We start from the raw sequence: 17,002 nt of genomic DNA, 5'->3' as shown, positions 1-17,002 counted from the left end.
CCCCGGTGCAACCGCCGGAAGGCTTTGCGGGTTCAACGCATGACAGACCCGTTATAGGGGCAGGAACGAAGGGGAATGACGCCATGCGGCTCGACGATTATGACAACGACATCAATGTCGGCGAGGCGCAATCCGGCGGGGGCTTCGGCGGCGGTGGCGGCGGCGGCCTGCTCTTCGGCCTATTGCCCCTGATCGGCAGTCGATTCGGCTGCGGCGGGATCGTCGTCGTCCTCATCATCCTGGCGGTCGTCGGCCTGAACCCGCTCAGCCTGCTGACCGGCGGCGGTGGCGGCGGCAATGCGCCCGTCACCCGCTCCGCCGGTTCGTCGGGGGAACAGAGCGTCCGGCAGGTGTGCGAGGCCTCGCCCGAGCGCCGCGAAACCTGCCGCGCGTTCAGCAATGCCGACAACACCTGGGAAAAGATTTTCGCCCAGGCCGGTCAGCGATTCGAGGCGCCGGGCCTGCGCTTCTTCAGCGGATCGGGCCGCTCGGGCTGCGGCGCGGCGCAGTCGGCGATGGGGCCCTTCTATTGCCCGACCGATAGCGGCATCTATCTCGACACCAGCTTCTTCAACGAGCTGGAAACGCGTTTCGGCGCAAAGGGCGATTTCGCGCGCTATTATGTCGTCGCGCACGAGTTCGGCCATCACATCCAGAACCTGCTCGGCACCTCGACCAAGGTGCGGCAGGCGCAGCAGGCGGCGGGCGAGGCGGAGGGCAATGCCCTGTCGGTCCGGCTGGAGTTGCAGGCGGATTGCTATGCGGGCGTCTGGGCCGCGAAGAACCGCGATCGGCTGGAGCCCGGCGATGTCGAGGAAGGCATGACCGCCGCCCGTGCGATCGGCGACGACACGCTCCAGCGCGAGGCGACCGGCCGGGTCGTGCCCGACAGCTTCACCCATGGCACCTCGGAACAGCGCATGCGCTGGCTGCGGCGCGGGATCGAGACGGGCGATCCGGCCCAGTGCGACACCTTCTCGGGCGCGATCTGACGCCCGGTTCGCCGCCCCGGCACATGGCCGGGGCGGCGGCGTTCCGGCTTATAGCTTGACGAGCATCTTGCCCTTGTTGCCGCCGGAGAACAGCGCCAGAAAGGCCTCTGGCGTGCGGTCGAGACCTTCGAACACCGTCTCCTCGCGCTGCAGCTTCCCCTCGCCCAGCATCGCCGCCATGTCGCGGTAAAAGCCCTGCTGGTCCTTGAAGTCGCTGACGATGAAGCCCTGGATCCGCACCCGGTTGCCGATCAGGCGCGCCAGATATTTCAGGCTGGTCGGCTTGGCGTCGTTATAGACGTCGATCATGCCGCAGATCGCAAAGCGCGCGCCCGGCCTGGCATGCGCCAGCGCCGCGTCGAGATGGTCGCCGCCGACATTGTCGAAATACACGTCGATCCCGTCCGGCGCGGCCTTGCCCAGCGCCTCGACCACCGACACATCGCCCTTATAGTCGATGACCGCATCGGCACCGAGCGAACGGACCCAGTCGGTCTTGTCCCGGCCGCCTGCCGAGCCGATCACCGTCATGCCCTTCGCCTTGGCGATCTGGACCACGGTCGACCCGACCGCCCCCGCCGCCGCCGAGACGAAGACGGTGTCGCCGGGCTTGGCCTCGGCCACCTGGAGCAGGCCGTAATAGGCGGTCATGCCCGGCATGCCGAACTGCCCCAGAAACGCCTGCGGATCGACGCCCAGATCGGGAAGCGGCTGGACATGCTGCACCGGGATCACCGCCTCGTCGCGCCAGCCCGCCATATGGCTGACCAGCGTACCGACCGGGACGGTTTCTGCGCGGCTCTCGACCACCTCGCCGATCGCCCCGCCCTGCATCGGCTCGCCCAGCTGGAAGGGCGGGACATAGCTTTTCCCGTCATTCATCCGACCGCGCATATAGGGATCGACCGACAGCCAGCGGTTCGCCACGCGCACTTGTCCGTCGCCCAGTTCGGGAAGCGGCTGTTCGACCAGCGCGAAATCCTCGTCGCGCGGCATCCCCTTGGGACGCGCCGCCAGAGTCCAGGCCTTCATCATCTTGTCCTTTTCGTCGTGGGTTGCGGACATGGGAAAGGGCCCAGATGTTGTCCACCCGAGCCCCCAAGAAAAAGTCACTGATGCGTGACGATTTCGGCCTTAATAGCCCCGATTGCCATCCTGGCCCGTGGTCGAGCCGGTCGTGGCACCCGTCGTCGTCGTGCTGCCGGTGCCGGTGGTCGTGCCGGTCGCCGTGCTGCCCGCCGAGTTGCCGGTCGCGGCGGTCTGGCCGGTCGCGGACGTCTGGCCATAGCCGGTCGACTGACCATAGGACGAGTTCTGGCCGTAACGGTTCGAGCCCTGCTCACTGGTGCGGTCGCCGAACATCGCGCGGGCATTCTCTTCCTCGCGCCACTGGGCCTTGGCTTCCTCGGCGGTCTTGGTCAGCGTGACCTTGTCCTCGACCGACTTCAGCCAGCGCGACGGGATCGAATGATGCTGGCCGCCCGCATCCTTGTCGTTCTTGGTCAGCAGGATGCGGTCGCCGCGCACCTTGTCCACCGTGCCGACATGGCTGCCGTCCGAACCGACGACTTCCTGATGCTCGGTCACCTTGCCCAGCAGGCCGCGCTGGCCCTCGCGCTCGGTGCGCCAGCTGTTGAATTCATTGTGGAACTTGGTGCGGTTCTCGCTGCGATATTCGTCATAATCGCGGTCGAGCGCGGCGATCTGGCCCGAGCGCCAGCTGTCATAGTCGCGGTCCTGCGCCGCATAATAGCGCTCGTCGTACTGTGCATCCGCTTCGCGACGACGCTCGGCCTCCTCGTCGCCGAACCACGAACGGACCTCGTCCCCGGCGCGGGCGAAGAAGCCGCGATCCTCATAGTCATAGCCCTGGGGCTGGCGGCCATAATCGCCACCCGATTGCGGACGACGGTCCTGGCCCCGCCCCTGCTCGTAACGGCCCTGCTCATAGCGACCCTGGCGGTCATCGCGTCCGTAACGGTCGCCGGTATAGCCATAGCCGCGCGACGAATCGCCATAGCTCGCCGTCCGATAACCCTGATCGCGGTCGCCCGAGCGATAGGAATCGCGGCCCTGGTCGCGCTCGTTGCGATAGCCATAATCGCCCGAGCGGCCTTCGCCGTAGCGCCCTTCATTATAACGGCCGCCGAAATCCTGACGCGAACCGCCGCGATATTCGCCGCGCTGGTCATAGCCCTGGCGGCCATAGCCCTGATGGCCATAGTCGCGTGCGCCATAACCGCGACGGCTGTCGTTCCGGTCATTGCCGCGATCGTCGTCGAACGCACCGGCGGCTTCATAATCGCGTGCGCTGGAATAGGTGTAATCCCGCCCCGAGCCGTAGTCCCGGCCATAGTCGAAGTCGCGGTTTCCGCCGTTGGCGCCGCGGGAATAGCGATCGTAAGCCATTCAAACCCTCCTGAAATTCGGTCCTGCGGGGGCCGACGCCACTCGATCGGCGGGTCGTGCCTTCCGGGTGTTTCAATGAGGCAGATCAAGACATGGTTCCGTTGCCGCCATGCCAGGCGCGACGGGATGCCCGAGGCGAAGGACCGGAGGCGCGCGAATTTTTTTGCGCGTATCGCGCGAGCGGTGTTGCGTCGCCCCCGATGACCGGCTAATGGCGTCGCTCCCGACGATAGTCGGGCACGGGGCGGGGCTGTAGCTCAGATGGGAGAGCGCTGCAATCGCACTGCAGAGGTCAGGGGTTCGATTCCCCTCAGCTCCACCACCCCGCCTTTTATTCCCACATCGCAACAGCATGGCGGTCCGCCCGGACTTTCGTCGCATCGCCTTGCCGTTTGCCGTCGTGATGCGTTGATCGGACGATGACTCCCGACCCGATCCCCCCTGCCTCTTCGGACGCCATCCCCGCCGCCACGCTGATCCTGATGCGCAAGGGCGCCGAGGCAGGCGACCCGCCCGAAATCCTGATGATCGAGCGCGGGGCGGCGCTGACCTTTCTGGGTGGCGCCATGGTGTTCCCCGGTGGGCGGGTCGATCCGGCCGACCGCGCGATGGTCGCCGCCGCCGATGCCGATCCGGAGGACAGCGCCGCGCGGATCGCCGCCATTCGCGAGACGATCGAGGAGGTCGGGCTGGTGGTCGGCATCGCCCCGACGCCTGACGGCGCCCGACAGGAAAGGCTGTACGACGGGGTGCGACGAGGCGAGAGCCTCGCCACGCTATTGGCCGAAACCGGATCGACGCTGACGCCCGAGGCGCTGACGCCATTTGCCCGCTGGTGCCCCGAGCATGTCCCGGTCCGGCGGTTCGATGCGCGCTTCTATCTCGCCGCGATCGACCGGAGCCGGTCCACGCCCCGGATCGACGGCGGCGAGACCGTCCGCGCCGAATGGCTGCCAGCCGCCGAGGCGCTGGCCCGCGCCGATCGGGAAGAGATACGGATCATCTATCCGACCCGCCGGACGCTGGAACGATTGGCGCTCTATCGGGATTTCCCCTCTGCCGTCGCCGATGCCCGTGCATGGCCGGTCCGGCGGATCATCCCCTTCCTGGCGGAGCGTGACGGCGTGCCCAGCATCTGCATTCCCGACGATCTGGGCTTTCCGATCACCGCCGAGCCGGTGACTCAGGCCCGACGCGGCTGATGCGCGCGCTCCGGCGCTGGACGACCCTGGTGGTCGCGCTGGCCGGAGCCGCGATGCTGGGCCTGTTGCTCTGGAGCATGGCGCGGCGCCACCCCCAGGACATGCCTTGGACGCCGCTCGACCTGGGGCAGCCGGTCGGGCTGTTCACCGGGCGCAAGCTGACGGCGCTCACCCAGGATCACGCGCAATGCCTCGCGCTGCTGGAGCGGGCAGGGATTCGGCATAGTCGCCTTCCCGACCGCCGCGACGGGCCGCAATGCGGCTATGACGATGTCGTGCGGTTCACTGCCGGCGGCGCGCGGACGATCGGCTATCGCCCCGCCTCGCTGGGCATATCCTGCCCGGTCGCGGCCTCGCTCGCGCTATGGGAATGGGACAGCGTCCAGCCCGCCGCGCGCGACCTGTTGGGCGCACAGGTCGTCGCGATCGATCATCTGGGCAGCTATAATTGCCGCCGGATCAGCGGCCGTTCGTCCAGCGACTGGAGCGAGCATGCCAGCGCCAATGCGATCGACGTGGCGGGCTTTCGCCTGAGCGACGGGCGACGGATCAGCGTCGCGCGCGACTGGAAGGACGACGGCCCGGCCGGGCGCTTCCTGCACCGCGTGCGCGACGATGCCTGTCGGCTGTTCGCCACGACCCTGTCACCCGATTACAATGCCGCCCATGCCGACCATTTCCATCTGGACCAGGCCTATCGCGGCCCGATGGGCTGGCGCGCCTGTCGATAGGGTGACGGAGCCCCCCGCTCCGCCACCGCCATGGTTCAGTTGGCCAGCGATGTGCCGTTGGTGTCGACCTTCTCCACCCAATGCGGGAAGAAGGCGGGCTGGCGGCTGGACCAGCCCGAAGCGGTCGCCGCCGCCTCGCTGATCGACTGGAGCAGTTGCCGCCGCAGTTCGGGATGAAGATGCGGCAGCGCCGCCGCCGAGCAGAAGACCGCGGGCAGCCAGGGCCGGACCTCGGCCCCGACCAGCCGCTCGTACAGGAAGCGGAAGGCCGAGAAGCTGGTCAGACGCCCCTGCCCCAGATCGAAGGCGGCGATCGTCACGAACGGCGCCATGAAGGGTTCGAGCGACTCGAGTCCGCTGTCGACGGGGATATGGTGCCGGATCTCGGGCAGGTTGCGATACAGCCGCGCCTGCGCCCGGATGCTCGCCGCCTCGACCACGTCGCGCGACCAGCGCGCCATCGCATCCTCACGGTCCAGCCCGATGTCGAGCGAGCGGCGGATGTAACGCTGGGTCGCCGCCGCGAAACCTGCAAATTCCTTCATCTCGGCCAGTGTCATCGCGCCTTCGGCCGGTCTGTTCTTCGATCCCATGTGCTCACCCCGCCCATCGAAACTAACCCGATCATCATGCGCGCATTAGGTTAACGCAACGCTGAACGACCGGGCACAGAGCATCACGAAATTCGCCGCGCCGCAACATTGATTGCGACGAAGTGCAGGATGACGTTCGGAATTTTTCCGAATAGGCATGTCGGGGATGTTTTAGGCCCGTCGCGGCGGATATGCATTTCACACGCGGCCATAGGGTCGGCGGGCCTCTTGCCCGACCGACGGGCGCGATGCCGGGGACGCCGTCGCCCCCGACATGGCTTTACCGCGGAACCGCCTCAGCGATCCTCTTCGGTGTAGCCCGACGACTCCGCCGGGCCGTCACGGCCGGGCTGGGTGTTGGAGGGCGGATCGCTGGCATCCATCGATTCGTCGAGGCTCTCGTCGAGCTGGGCGTCGACATCCTCGGGGTTCTTGGCCAGATTCCCGGTGATGTCGGGGTCCTGTCCCGCATCCTGCTCGGGCGGGCGCGGACGGTTGCCCTGCTCGGCCTGGTCGCCGCCCGGCGCGACGGAAACGCTGTCGAGCGCGCGATCGTCGATGCTGTCGTTCATGGCAATTCCCCATCTGATTGGACAGGATCAACGAGCCATGACGCACAGCGTTCCTGCCCGCGCTCAGTCCAGACGGCGCACCTCAACCTGTTGATCGCAAAGCCAGGCTTCGCCGAACACGGTCATGAAGGCGATATCGGTCGCGTCGCGCCCCACGCAGACCCGGACGATTTCGTCCGCGCGCGCCATGCCGGTCGCGTCGACCAGATGCCATGCATCGCCCAGCCACAATTCCGCGGCTGCATGGAAATCGGGCGGATCGACGCCCGGCGCATAGGCCGAGACGCAGCGCGCCGGAATCTCCGCCGCACGGGCCAGCGCGACCAGCAGATGGGCATAGTCGCGACACACGCCGGTCCGCGACGCGAAGGTGTCGAGCGCGGTCGTCCCCCCCTGCGAACTGCCCGAGCGATAGGTCATCCGCGTCGCCACCCATTCGGCCAGCGCCGCCGCCATCGCACCGCCCGACAGCCCGGCGAAGCGTTGCCGCACGAACCCCTCCAGCTTGTCCGACTCGCAATAACGGCTGGGCAGCAGATAGGGGATCAGATCACCGCCCAGCGCCCGTGCGGGCGTCGCGGGCAGGGCATCGAGCAGCACCACCGGCCGCTCGACCGCCACCACCGCTTCATAGCGCGCACGTAGCGCATGATCGACCCGGACCCAGCAACGCTGGCCGATCCCGTCATCGCCGGGCACCGCCGTCACGCCATGGTCGGACCAGATGGTCAGTGCCTGATGCTCCAGCCGCTGGTCGGGCATCGCCGCCGCCTCGACCTGCAACAGGATGTCGGCGGGGTCGGTCACGGTATAGTCGAGCGACACTTCGATCGACAGGCGCATGCCGTCATCCTTTCACGAAAAAGGCCCGGCGGACGATCCGCCGGGCCCCATGGGACTTGCCCTGTTTCCAGGCGTCAGTCGCGGCTCGAACCGGTCAGACGCAGGATGAACATGAACATGTTGATGAAGTCGAGATACAGGCTCAGCGCCGACATGATGACCACGCGGTCCTGCATCGACGTGCCGCGCACCTCGTAATAAAGCGACTTGGTGCGCTGCGTGTCATAGGCGGTCAGGCCCGCGAACAGCAGGACGCCGACGAAGCTGATGACCAGGCCCATCGTGCCCGACTGCAGGAAGATGTTGATCACGCTCGCGACGATCAGACCGACCAGACCGATGATCAGGAAGGTGCCGAACGCCGACAGGTCGCGCTTCGTGGTGTAGCCATAGAGGCTCAGCGCCGCGAAACCCGCCGCGGTGGCGAAGAACGCGCCCGCGATCGACGAACCGCTATAGACCAGGAAGATGGTCGACAGCGACAGGCCCATGACGACCGCGAACGCCCAGAAGAGCAGCTGCATCGTCGAGGTCTTCATCCGCGTCTGGCCCATGCTCAGCGCGAAGACGAAGCCCAGCGGCGCGAACATGATGACGTAGCGCAGCGCGCCGCCATTGAGGAAGACCTGCGCGGCCATGCTGTCGCGCCCGCCCCATGCGAAGAGCAGCGCGACGATACCCGTCAGCAGCACGCCCGACGACATGTAGTTGTAAACGGACAGCATGTACGAACGCAGACCCGCGTCATAGGCGGTCGAGCCCGTGGTGGCGGTGGTTCCGAACGGCGCGGCGCTCGGCCGTGGATCAGACCAGTTTGCCATGGTGAACTATTGCTCCTTTGACCGGCCATATGCCGGTTGATGGAAATATCGCTCTCTCGGGGACGCTTTTCAAGCCAAAGCGGTTCCCGTTTCATGCGTGCGTGCGATAGAAACATTTTGTCATGCTCCGCCTGTTCGTCGCTCTCCGCCCGCCCCGCGCCATTCGCGACCTGCTGACCGACGCCATGGACGGCGTGCCCCATGCCCGGTGGCAGGACGACGACCAGCTCCACCTGACTCTGCGCTTCATCGGCGAGGTCGATCGCCCGGTGGCCGAGGATGTCGCGGCGATGCTGGCGCAGGTCCATGCGCCCGCGCCCGTCGTCCGGATCGCGGGCGTCGGCGCCTTCGAGAAGCGCGAGCGCGCCGACACGCTCTGGGCCGATGTGACGCCGCACGACGCGCTGGCGCATCTGCATCGCAAGGTGGACCAGGCCTGTGTCCGCGCCGGACTGCCGCCCGAGCACCGCGCCTATCGCCCGCACATCACGCTGGCCCGGATGCCACGCAGCGCCGGGGCCGCGCCCGAGGTCGGCGCATGGCGCGCCGCGCATGCCGGGCTTGCCAGCGCGCCCTTCATGATGGAGCATCTGGTCCTGTATCGCAGCGAGCTGGGGCATGGCGGCGCATCCTATGAACCCGTGATGCGTTGGCCGCTCGACATCGACCGGTAAGGACCGGCGCGCACATCCGTTTTTCGTTCGATCAGGGAGCCTCCGACATGAAATATCTCGCGCTGACGACCGCCGCCCTGCTGGGCCTGGGCCTGGCCGGTTGCGACCAGGCCAAGGTGGAAACCGGCGCCCCCACGCCGGGCGGTGCCAGCGCGACCGCCTCGCTCCAGACCGGGGCCGGTGTGGCGGCGGGCCGCGCGACCGCGACCGAGGTGGCGGGGGGTCTGCGGATCACGCTCGATGCCGAGAACGTCCCCGCCGGGATGCACGGGGTCCATATCCATACCGTCGGCCGCTGCGACGCGCCCGACTTCACCAGCGCGGGCGGCCATTGGAACCCCACCCAGCGCCAGCATGGCAGCCTGAACCCGCAGGGCCCGCATGAGGGCGACATGCCCAACATGACGGTCGGCAATGACGGACGCGGCACCCTGGGCATCGTGTTGCCGGGCGCGACCATGGCCGGGCTGCTCGACGCGGACGGCTCGGCGATCGTCATCCATGCCGCCGCCGACGACCTGAAGACCGACCCCAGCGGCAATAGCGGCGGGCGCATCGCCTGCGGCGTGTTCCAGGCGAACTGATCCGCCGACCATGACCACACCCCTGCCGACCCGCGCCTTTGGCGGCTTCCTGTTCGACATGGATGGGACGATCCTGAGTTCGATCGCCTCGGCCGAACGCGCCTGGAGCGCCTGGGCGACGCGGCAGGGGCTGGACGTGGCAACGTTCCTGCCGACCATCCACGGCGTCCAGTCGGTCGAGACGATCCGGCGGCTCAACCTGCCCGGCGTCGATCCGGTGGCGGAGGCGCATGCGCTGACCGAGGCAGAGATGCTCGACCTGGATGACATCGTGCCAATCGCAGGCGCGGCGGCCTTTCTGGCGGTGCTGCCGCCGGATCGCTGGGCGATCGTGACCTCGGCGCCCAAAAGGCTGGCCGAGGTGCGGCTGAAGGCGGCGGGGTTGCCGCTACCGGGCGTGTTCGTGACGGCCGAGGATGCCGAGCGGAGCAAGCCCGCCCCCGATGGCTTCCTGCTGGGCGCCAAGAAGCTGGGGATCGCGCCGCAGGACTGTCTGGCGTTCGAGGATGCTCCGGCGGGGATCGCGGCGGCCGAGGCGGCGGGGATGACGGTGGTGGTGATTACCGAGACGCATCGCGGGGCGATGGACACCGCCCATGCGATGGTGACGGACTATCGCGACCTGGCGGTGGAGTGGGATGGCGCCAGCCTGAAGCTCGAACACCGGGTTTGATCCCACCTGTTCCCCGGCGAAGGCCGGGGTCCAGTTGCGGTGCGTTGCCGGAGGCACGGAAAATTTGCCTCCCACGCGGAGACATTCCACCATCTCGAACGAATAGAACTGGGCCCCGGCCTTCGCCGGGGAACGGCCTGTCGGAAGGCGCCCCCTTCCCAACCCCCGTTCAGCCTGAGCGAAGTCGAAGGCCACGGGATTCACTTGGCCAAGATCACATGTCTGGACGTGCACTTCGACGTCGCTCAGTGCGAACGGCGGTCGGGTGCCCCCCCCTCAAACCGTGAAGCTCTCCCCGCACCCGCACGCGCCCTTGGCGTTCGGATTCTGGAACACGAACCCGGCGGTGAAGTCGTCCTCGACCCAGTCCATGGTCGATCCGATCAGGTACAGGATCGATCCGCCATCGACGAACAGCGTGCCGCCGGGCGTATCGATCCGCTCGTCGAACGCCTTGGCCTCGGTGACGTAATCCACCGAATAGGCCAGGCCCGAGCATCCCCGGCGCGGCGTCGACAGCTTGACCCCGATCGCCCCCTCCGGCGCACGCGCCATCAGATCGGCGATCCGCGCCTCGGCCGAGGGCGTCAGGTTCAGCGCAGCAGGACGCGGGCGGAGTGTGGTCGCCATGGTCAGAGCATCCCCAGTTCGAGCTTGGCGTCGTCCGACATCTTCTGCGGGTCCCAGGGCGGATCCCAGATCAGGTTGACGTCGGCAGTCGCGATCCCCGGCACCGCCGAGACGCGCAGTTCGACCTCGCCCGGCATCGACTCGGCGACCGGGCAATGCGGGGTGGTCAGCGTCATGGTGACGACCGCATGGCCGCCCTCAGTCACCTCGACGCCGTAGATCAGCCCCAGGTCATAGATATTGACCGGGATTTCGGGGTCGTAGATTTCCTTCAGCGCGTCGATGATCCCGTCGTACAGCGCGCCGCCCGGCTGGGTCGGATCGTCGGCGGTCGGCTTTTGCGAGAGGAAGCCCGACAGATAGTCGCGCTGCCGCTCGGCCGGTGCCTCGACCACGTCCTGCACGCGCGCCTTGGGCGGCTGCTCGACGCTTTCGACCTCTTCGATCTTGAAACTGCTCATCCGAAAATCCTCGTGACCCGCCGGACGCCATCCACCAGCGCCGCGACGTCATCGGGTCCGTTATACACGCCGAAACTCGCCCGCGCGGTGGCGGGCAGGCCGAGCGCCTCCATCAGGGGCTGGGCGCAGTGATGGCCTGCGCGGATCGCCACCCGGCTCTCGTCCAATATGGTGCCGATGTCGTGGGGATGAACCCCCTCGACCGCGAAACTGACGAGTCCGGCGGAGTCCTCAGGGCCCAGCAGCCGCACCGAGTTGATCGCCGACAGCCCCTCGCGCGCCTGCGCGACCAGGGCCGCCTCATGCGCATGGATCGCGTCCAGTCCGATGGCCGACACATAGTCGATCGCGGCATGGAGTCCCAGCGCCCCGACGATATGCGGCGTCCCCGCCTCGAACCGGCCGGGCGGCGGGGCATAGGTGGTCTTCTCGAAGCTGACCCGGTCGATCATCGACCCGCCACCCTGATAAGGCGGCATGGCGTCGAGCAGGTCGGGCCGCGCCCACAGCACGCCGATGCCGGTGGGGCCATAGAGCTTGTGGCCGGAGAAGACGTAGAAGTCGCAGTCGAGCGCCTTCACGTCGACCGCGATGCGCGGCACCGCCTGGCACCCGTCGAGCAGGATCTTCGCTCCGACCCGATGCGCCAGATCGGCCGCACGACGCCCGTCGAGCACCGAGCCCAGCACGTTCGACACATGGCCCAGCGCCACCAGCTTATGCGCCGGAGTCAGCATCCGCTCCATCGCGTCCAGATCGATGCGGTGATCCGCCGTCAGCGGCAACACGTCGATCGCTACGCCCAGCTTCTCCGCGACCATCTGCCAGGGCACGATGTTGGAATGATGCTCCAGCATCGACAGCAGGATACGGTCGCCCGCCTTCAAATGGGTCGCGGCCCAGCATTGCGCGACGAGGTTGATCCCCTCGGTCGCGCCGCGCGTGAAGACGATCTCGTTCGGCGACCCCGCGCCGATGAACCGCGCGGTCGCTTCGCGCGCGGCTTCATAGGCGAGGGTCATGTCGGCCGAACGCTGATAGACGCCGCGATGCACGGTGGCATAGCTGGTGTCATAGGCCCGCGTGATGGCGTCGATCACCGCTTGCGGCTTCTGTGCGGTCGCAGCGGTGTCCAAATAGGCCCAGCCGTCCGGGATCGCCGGAAAATCCGCGACCCGGTCCAGGGGATACGCGGTCGCCATCACTCGATCCTCCCCATCTTCGATGGGGAGGGGGACCGCCGCGAAGCGGTGGTGGAGAGGCAAGCCCCTCCGGCCCCTCCACCCCTCGCTTCGCGAGCGGTCCCCCTCCCCGCGCAAGGCGCAGGGAGGATTTGGGTGGTCGGCATCAAAGCGCGGCCTCCAGCCAGGCGTCGGCGTCCGCCGCAAAAGCCTCGCGCACCACCTCGTTGCCGATCCGGTCGATCGCGTCCGCCACGAAGGCCCGCGTCAGCAGCGCCTGCGCGCGTGGGCGTGGAATACCCCGGCTCTGCATATAGAACAGCGCCTTGGCATCGAGTTCGCCCACGGTCGCGCCGTGCGCGCACTTCACGTCGTCGGCGAAGATCTCCAGCTCGGGCTTCAGGTTCACCGTCGCGGTCCGCTGGAGCAGCAGGCCGCGAAGCGACTGTTCGCCATCGGTCTTCTGCGCATCGCGCGCCACTTCGACCCGCGCGGCTAGGCTCGCCTGGCTGCGATCGGCGGCGACCGCGCGCCACAGCTGGTGGCTCTGGCCGTTCAGCGCGGCATGGCGCAGGCCCACCGCGCACTCCTGCTTCAATTCGCCACGGGTCAGCAGCGCGCCCCCGAACTCGGCATAGGCCCCGTCGCCGGTCTGGGTGATCCCGCCATCGATCCGCGCGCCCATATTGCCCGCTGCCAGGAAGGTCGCGGTCAGGCTCGCGCCCTCGCCCAGCTCGGCTTCCTCGCGCAGCGACACGAAGCCGTCGTCCTGCAACAGACGCACCGCGCGCATCAGCCGCGCCGATGCGGCGAGCTTCAGCCGCGTCAGCCGATTGGTCCAGCCGCGCCCGACATAGGTCTCATAGACCTGCGCCGCCGCATCCTCGGCCAGCACGATCTCGGCGGGCAGATGATTGGCCGCGCCGCTGGCGACATGGACGATCTGCACGGGCTCCGCGACCACGTCGCGCTCCAGCCGCAGCGACCAGCCGCGCCCCAGCGCCTGGCGGCCCAGCGGATGGTCGCTGGCGTCGATCTGGGTCAGCTGAACCGGGCCGAGGCTGCTGGCGCTTTCATCCAGCACGCCGTCGACGAACAGCAACCGCGCGCCCGGCAGATCGAGGAAGCGATCCGCACCCGCGACCGGCACCGCCCGCTCGCTCTCCGCCGCGCGGCGAAGCGCGTCGATATCGGCCCAGCGCCAGGCCTCTTCGCGGGTCGAGGGAAGTTCCAGCGTGGTGGTCACGCCACCGCTCCCTCGACGCCCGCATAGCCCTCACGCTCCAGCTCGAGCGCGAGTTCGGGGCCGCCCGAACGCACGATGCGGCCATCGGCCAGCACATGCACCCGGTCGGGCTGCACATAGTCGAGCAGCCGCTGATAATGGGTGATCAGCAGCACCGCCTTGTCGGGCGCGCGCATGATCCGGTTGATGCCGTCGCCGACGATACGCAGCGCGTCGATGTCGAGGCCGGAGTCGGTCTCGTCCAGGATCGCGAACTTGGGGTTCAGGATGCCCATCTGGACCATCTCGTTGCGCTTCTTCTCGCCACCAGAGAAGCCGACATTGACCGGACGCTTGAGCATGTCCTGGTTCAGCCCCAGCCCATCGGCCTGCGCACGGGCAAGCTTCAGGAACTCGCCACCCGACAGCGGCTTCTCGTCGCGCTGCCCGCGCTGCGCGTTCAGGCTCTCGCGCAGGAACTGGACGTTGGACACGCCGGGGATCTCGACCGGATACTGGAAGCCCAGGAACAGCCCGGCGGCGGCGCGCTCGTTCGGCTCCAGCTCGAGCAGATCGACGCCGTCGAACGTCACCGAACCCTGGGTCACTTCGTAACCCGGACGCCCGCCCAGCACATAGCCGAGCGTCGACTTGCCCGCGCCATTGGGGCCCATGATCGCATGGACTTCGCCCGCATTCACCTCGAGCGTCAGGCCCTTGAGGATCGGCTTGCCGTCAATCTCGGCGTGGAGGTTTTCAATTTTCAGCATTGTCATATCCCTGTCAGCCCCTCCCCTTCAGGGGAGGGGTTGGGGTGGGGCGTCCGCCGCGCGGGCATCGCTTGAAGCGTGCCGAGCAGGTGCGCCAAAACACCCTCGATATTGTGCATCACATCGATGTTTCCGATGCGAACGACCCTAAAACCCAATTCCGCCAGCGCCGCATCGCGCCGGTCATCCCGCTGCGCATCGGCATGCGTATCGCCATCGACCTCGACGATCAGACCGGTCGGCGGGCAGAGGAAGTCCGCAATATAGGTGCCGACCACCGCCTGACGCCGGAACTTGAAGCCGCCCAGTTGCGACCGGGACAAATGGGCCCAGAGCCGCTTTTCGGGTTCGGTCGGTTCGCGACGCATGTGGCGAGCGTGGCTCGACAAACGGTCGATGACCCGCGCGGACACGCCCCACCCCCGGCCCCTCCCCTGAAGGGGAGGGGTGTCGAGGCGTCGGGCATCGTCGCGCGACGTCAGTGTCACCCGACCGACCCTTCCAGCGAAATCCCCAGCAGCTTCTGCGCCTCGACCGCGAACTCCATCGGAAGCTGCTGCAGCACTTCGCGCGCGAAGCCGTTGACGATCAGCGCGACCGCCGCTTCCTGGTCCAGCCCGCGCGACATCGCGTAGAAGAGTTGGTCCTCGCTGATCTTGCTGGTCGTCGCCTCATGCTCGATCTGCGCGCTGGGGTTCTTCACCTCGATGTACGGCACGGTGTGCGCACCGCACTGGTCGCCCAGCAACAGGCTGTCGCACTGGGTGAAGTTGCGGACATTCTCGGCGGTCGCCGCCACGCGGACGAGGCCGCGATAAGTGTTGTCCGAGCGCCCGGCCGAAATCCCCTTCGACACGATGGTCGAGCGAGTATTCTTGCCCAGATGGATCATCTTGGTGCCGGTATCGGCCTGCTGGCGATTGTTCGTCACCGCGACCGAGTAGAACTCGCCCACCGAGCCGTCGCCCGCCAGCACGCAGGACGGGTATTTCCACGTCACCGCCGAGCCGGTCTCGACCTGCGTCCACGACACCTTGCTGTTCTTGCCCTGGCACAGCGCGCGCTTGGTGACGAAGTTGTAGATGCCACCGACGCCATTCTCGTCGCCCGGATACCAGTTCTGCACGGTCGAATATTTGATCTCGGCATCGTCCAGCGCGACCAACTCGACGACTGCCGCGTGCAACTGGTTCTCGTCACGCATCGGCGCGGTGCAGCCTTCGAGATAGGAGACATAGGCCCCCTTGTCCGCGACGATCAGCGTGCGTTCGAACTGACCGGTATTCTCCGCATTGATGCGGAAATAGGTCGACAGCTCCATCGGGCAGCGAACGCCCTCTGGGATGTAGACGAAGGTGCCGTCGGAGAAGACCGCCGAGTTGAGCGTCGCAAAATAATTATCCCGCTGCGGCACGACCTTGCCCAGCCACTTGCGGACCAGATCGGGATATTCGCGGATCGCCTCGGAGATCGAGCGGAAGATGACACCCGCCGCTTCCAGTTCCTTGCGGAAGGTGGTCGCGACCGAGACGCTGTCGAACACCGCGTCGACCGCGACCTTGCGCGCGCCCTCGACGCCCGCCAGCACTTCCTGCTCGGCGATCGGGATACCCAGCTTCTCATAGGTCCGCCGGATTTCCGGATCGAGCTCGTCCAGCGACGCGATCGTCTTCTTCTGCTTGGGCTCCGCGTAATAATACGCGTCCTGATAATCGATCGGCGGGATGTTCAGCTTGGCCCAGTCCGGCGTCTCCAGCGTCTGCCACAGCCGGAACGCCTTCAGCCGCCAGTCGAGCATCCACTCGGGCTCGTTCTTCTTGGCCGAGATATAGCGGACCGTATCCTCGCTCAGCCCCTTGGGCGCGAAGTCCTGCTCGATCTCGGTGGCAAAGCCCCACTCATATTTCTTGTTGGCGGCGGCGAGCGCCTCTGCATTCTTCGTGGCCATCAGGCGAATACCCCCGGACGCGGAGAAGCGTCCATCACTTGCGATTCAACAGGATCGGCGGCGAGCGTCGCGAGCGTCACCCCGGAAAAGGCGGCGCGTACCGCCTGATTGACGACATGCCAATGCGGCCGGACGCGACATTGCATCTCCAGGCCGCATTCATGCGCAGCCCCCTCGACACAGGCGGTCAGCGCGATCGGGCCGTCCACCGCCTCGACGATATCGGCCAGGCTGATCGCATCCGCGTCGCGCGCCAGACGGATTCCGCCGCCGGTGCCACGCGTGCTCTCGATCAGCCCGGCGGTGGCCAGACGGCTGACCAGCTTCTGCGCGGTGGGCAGCGGCACGCCCGTCTGCCCGGCCAGCAGAGTCGCATTGCTCCGCCCACCGGCACCCTCGCGCGCGGCGGCGGTCATCATCACGACCGCATAATCGGCTAGGCTGGAAAGGCGCATGATCTCCAATCGGATGGATTTGGTCCGATTGGCAAATGGGCGCGAGGCGACGGTTCGTCAACCGGGTTTCGCGTGCGGGAATTTCGATGGGTGTGAGTGAGGATGCCTCACTCTTGTTCTAAAGCCCCTCCCGTAAACGGGAGCAGACCGTCCGAAAACAGGGTTGTGGATTCCCGAGCGTACCGGGACGGTGTAATCTTCGGGCATGGGGTACATTGAAGGTCATGCTCGGGATCAG

Annotated in this window: 20 protein-coding genes and 1 tRNA gene; 7 read left to right on the top strand and 14 right to left on the bottom strand. The window is 67.1% G+C overall.

The features are described from left to right. Positions 1–83 precede the first annotated feature (83 nt). The gene (ypfJ, locus tag ABIC44_RS06505) at positions 84–992 is read left to right on the top strand and encodes a KPN_02809 family neutral zinc metallopeptidase (protein WP_354294376.1); all 909 of its coding nucleotides are present in this window, start codon (positions 84–86) and stop codon (positions 990–992) included. A gap of 48 nt (positions 993–1,040) precedes the next feature. On the opposite strand, the gene ABIC44_RS06500 is transcribed toward ypfJ, so the two are convergent. Further along, positions 1,041–2,057, bottom strand: a complete 1,017-nt coding sequence (locus ABIC44_RS06500) for an NADP-dependent oxidoreductase (protein ID WP_502959820.1) — start codon at positions 2,055–2,057, stop codon at positions 1,041–1,043. Between the two features lie 69 nt (positions 2,058–2,126). Further along, on the bottom strand, positions 2,127–3,401 hold the full coding sequence (locus tag ABIC44_RS06495) for a DUF2171 domain-containing protein (RefSeq protein ID WP_354294375.1): 1,275 nt from the start codon (positions 3,399–3,401) through the stop codon (positions 2,127–2,129). Positions 3,402–3,647: 246 nt separating this feature from the next. Between ABIC44_RS06495 and ABIC44_RS06490 the strand changes: the two genes are divergently transcribed. The 3 genes from ABIC44_RS06490 to ABIC44_RS06480 all read left to right on the top strand — a co-directional run bounded on the left by ABIC44_RS06490 (position 3,648) and on the right by ABIC44_RS06480 (position 5,334). Beyond that, positions 3,648–3,723 (top strand) — tRNA-Ala (locus tag ABIC44_RS06490). Positions 3,724–3,820: 97 nt separating this feature from the next. Beyond that, on the top strand, positions 3,821–4,603 hold the full coding sequence (locus ABIC44_RS06485; RefSeq protein ID WP_354294374.1) for an NUDIX hydrolase: 783 nt from the start codon (positions 3,821–3,823) through the stop codon (positions 4,601–4,603). Then, the gene (locus tag ABIC44_RS06480) at positions 4,603–5,334 is read left to right on the top strand and encodes an extensin-like domain-containing protein (protein ID WP_354294373.1); all 732 of its coding nucleotides are present in this window, start codon (positions 4,603–4,605) and stop codon (positions 5,332–5,334) included. The genes ABIC44_RS06485 and ABIC44_RS06480 overlap by 1 nt, the downstream gene beginning before the upstream one ends. A gap of 35 nt (positions 5,335–5,369) precedes the next feature. Here the strand turns inward: ABIC44_RS06480 and ABIC44_RS06475 are convergent, their stop codons facing one another. From ABIC44_RS06475 to ABIC44_RS06460, 4 genes are all read right to left on the bottom strand, one after another. After that, positions 5,370–5,927, bottom strand: coding sequence for a hypothetical protein (locus ABIC44_RS06475; protein WP_307103923.1), 558 nt, complete (start codon positions 5,925–5,927; stop codon positions 5,370–5,372). Between the two features lie 296 nt (positions 5,928–6,223). Continuing rightward, positions 6,224–6,499: a hypothetical protein gene (locus ABIC44_RS06470; protein WP_309693622.1), complete on the bottom strand. Its 276-nt coding sequence runs from the start codon at positions 6,497–6,499 to the stop codon at positions 6,224–6,226. Between the two features lie 63 nt (positions 6,500–6,562). Beyond that, complete coding sequence (locus ABIC44_RS06465) at positions 6,563–7,342, bottom strand: transglutaminase-like domain-containing protein (protein WP_354294372.1); 780 nt, start codon at positions 7,340–7,342, stop codon at positions 6,563–6,565. A 74-nt stretch (positions 7,343–7,416) separates the two neighbouring features. After that, the gene (locus tag ABIC44_RS06460; protein WP_309693618.1) at positions 7,417–8,163 is read right to left on the bottom strand and encodes a Bax inhibitor-1/YccA family protein; all 747 of its coding nucleotides are present in this window, start codon (positions 8,161–8,163) and stop codon (positions 7,417–7,419) included. A 122-nt stretch (positions 8,164–8,285) separates the two neighbouring features. Here ABIC44_RS06460 and thpR point away from each other — a divergent pair, with 122 nt between their 5' ends. Genes thpR through ABIC44_RS06445 form a run of 3 tightly spaced genes read left to right on the top strand, consistent with a single transcriptional unit; the run spans position 8,286 to position 10,094 of the window. After that, positions 8,286–8,837 carry an RNA 2',3'-cyclic phosphodiesterase gene (gene thpR, locus ABIC44_RS06455; RefSeq protein WP_354294370.1) on the top strand — a complete coding sequence of 184 codons (552 nt, stop codon included), beginning with the start codon at positions 8,286–8,288 and terminating at the stop codon, positions 8,835–8,837. Between the two features lie 47 nt (positions 8,838–8,884). Next, positions 8,885–9,421, top strand: coding sequence for a superoxide dismutase family protein (locus tag ABIC44_RS06450; protein ID WP_307103917.1), 537 nt, complete (start codon positions 8,885–8,887; stop codon positions 9,419–9,421). 10 nt (positions 9,422–9,431) lie between these two features. Then, the gene (locus tag ABIC44_RS06445; protein WP_309693611.1) at positions 9,432–10,094 is read left to right on the top strand and encodes an HAD-IA family hydrolase; all 663 of its coding nucleotides are present in this window, start codon (positions 9,432–9,434) and stop codon (positions 10,092–10,094) included. Between the two features lie 276 nt (positions 10,095–10,370). Here the strand turns inward: ABIC44_RS06445 and ABIC44_RS06440 are convergent, their stop codons facing one another. The 8 genes from ABIC44_RS06440 to ABIC44_RS06405 all read right to left on the bottom strand — a co-directional run bounded on the left by ABIC44_RS06440 (position 10,371) and on the right by ABIC44_RS06405 (position 16,764). After that, positions 10,371–10,724 carry a HesB/IscA family protein gene (locus tag ABIC44_RS06440; RefSeq protein WP_306998889.1) on the bottom strand — a complete coding sequence of 118 codons (354 nt, stop codon included), beginning with the start codon at positions 10,722–10,724 and terminating at the stop codon, positions 10,371–10,373. Positions 10,725–10,726: 2 nt separating this feature from the next. Next, positions 10,727–11,185 (bottom strand): SUF system Fe-S cluster assembly protein, encoded by a 459-nt coding sequence (locus tag ABIC44_RS06435; protein ID WP_307103911.1) that lies wholly within the window; start codon positions 11,183–11,185, stop codon positions 10,727–10,729. Then, complete coding sequence (locus ABIC44_RS06430) at positions 11,182–12,387, bottom strand: aminotransferase class V-fold PLP-dependent enzyme (RefSeq protein ID WP_354294369.1); 1,206 nt, start codon at positions 12,385–12,387, stop codon at positions 11,182–11,184. The genes ABIC44_RS06435 and ABIC44_RS06430 overlap by 4 nt, the downstream gene beginning before the upstream one ends. Positions 12,388–12,532: 145 nt before the next feature. Next, positions 12,533–13,612: a SufB/SufD family protein gene (locus ABIC44_RS06425; protein ID WP_354294368.1), complete on the bottom strand. Its 1,080-nt coding sequence runs from the start codon at positions 13,610–13,612 to the stop codon at positions 12,533–12,535. After that, a complete protein-coding gene (gene sufC, locus ABIC44_RS06420) occupies positions 13,609–14,361 on the bottom strand; it encodes a Fe-S cluster assembly ATPase SufC (protein WP_354294366.1) in 753 nt (250 codons plus the stop codon). The genes ABIC44_RS06425 and sufC overlap by 4 nt, the downstream gene beginning before the upstream one ends. A gap of 2 nt (positions 14,362–14,363) precedes the next feature. Further along, positions 14,364–14,774 carry an endonuclease domain-containing protein gene (locus ABIC44_RS06415; protein ID WP_354294365.1) on the bottom strand — a complete coding sequence of 137 codons (411 nt, stop codon included), beginning with the start codon at positions 14,772–14,774 and terminating at the stop codon, positions 14,364–14,366. Positions 14,775–14,845: 71 nt separating this feature from the next. Continuing rightward, a complete protein-coding gene (gene sufB / locus ABIC44_RS06410; RefSeq protein ID WP_309693596.1) occupies positions 14,846–16,309 on the bottom strand; it encodes a Fe-S cluster assembly protein SufB in 1,464 nt (487 codons plus the stop codon). Further along, positions 16,309–16,764 (bottom strand): SUF system Fe-S cluster assembly regulator, encoded by a 456-nt coding sequence (locus tag ABIC44_RS06405; RefSeq protein ID WP_309698661.1) that lies wholly within the window; start codon positions 16,762–16,764, stop codon positions 16,309–16,311. Before ABIC44_RS06405 ends, sufB begins: the two co-directional genes overlap by 1 nt. Positions 16,765–17,002 lie beyond the last annotated feature (238 nt).

The organism is Sphingomonas sp. 1185, from assembly GCF_040544655.1.
Lineage (GTDB): Bacteria > Pseudomonadota > Alphaproteobacteria > Sphingomonadales > Sphingomonadaceae > Sphingomonas.
The sequence above is the reverse complement of the archived record's forward strand: the minus strand, read 5'-3'. Positions and strand labels throughout refer to the sequence as shown.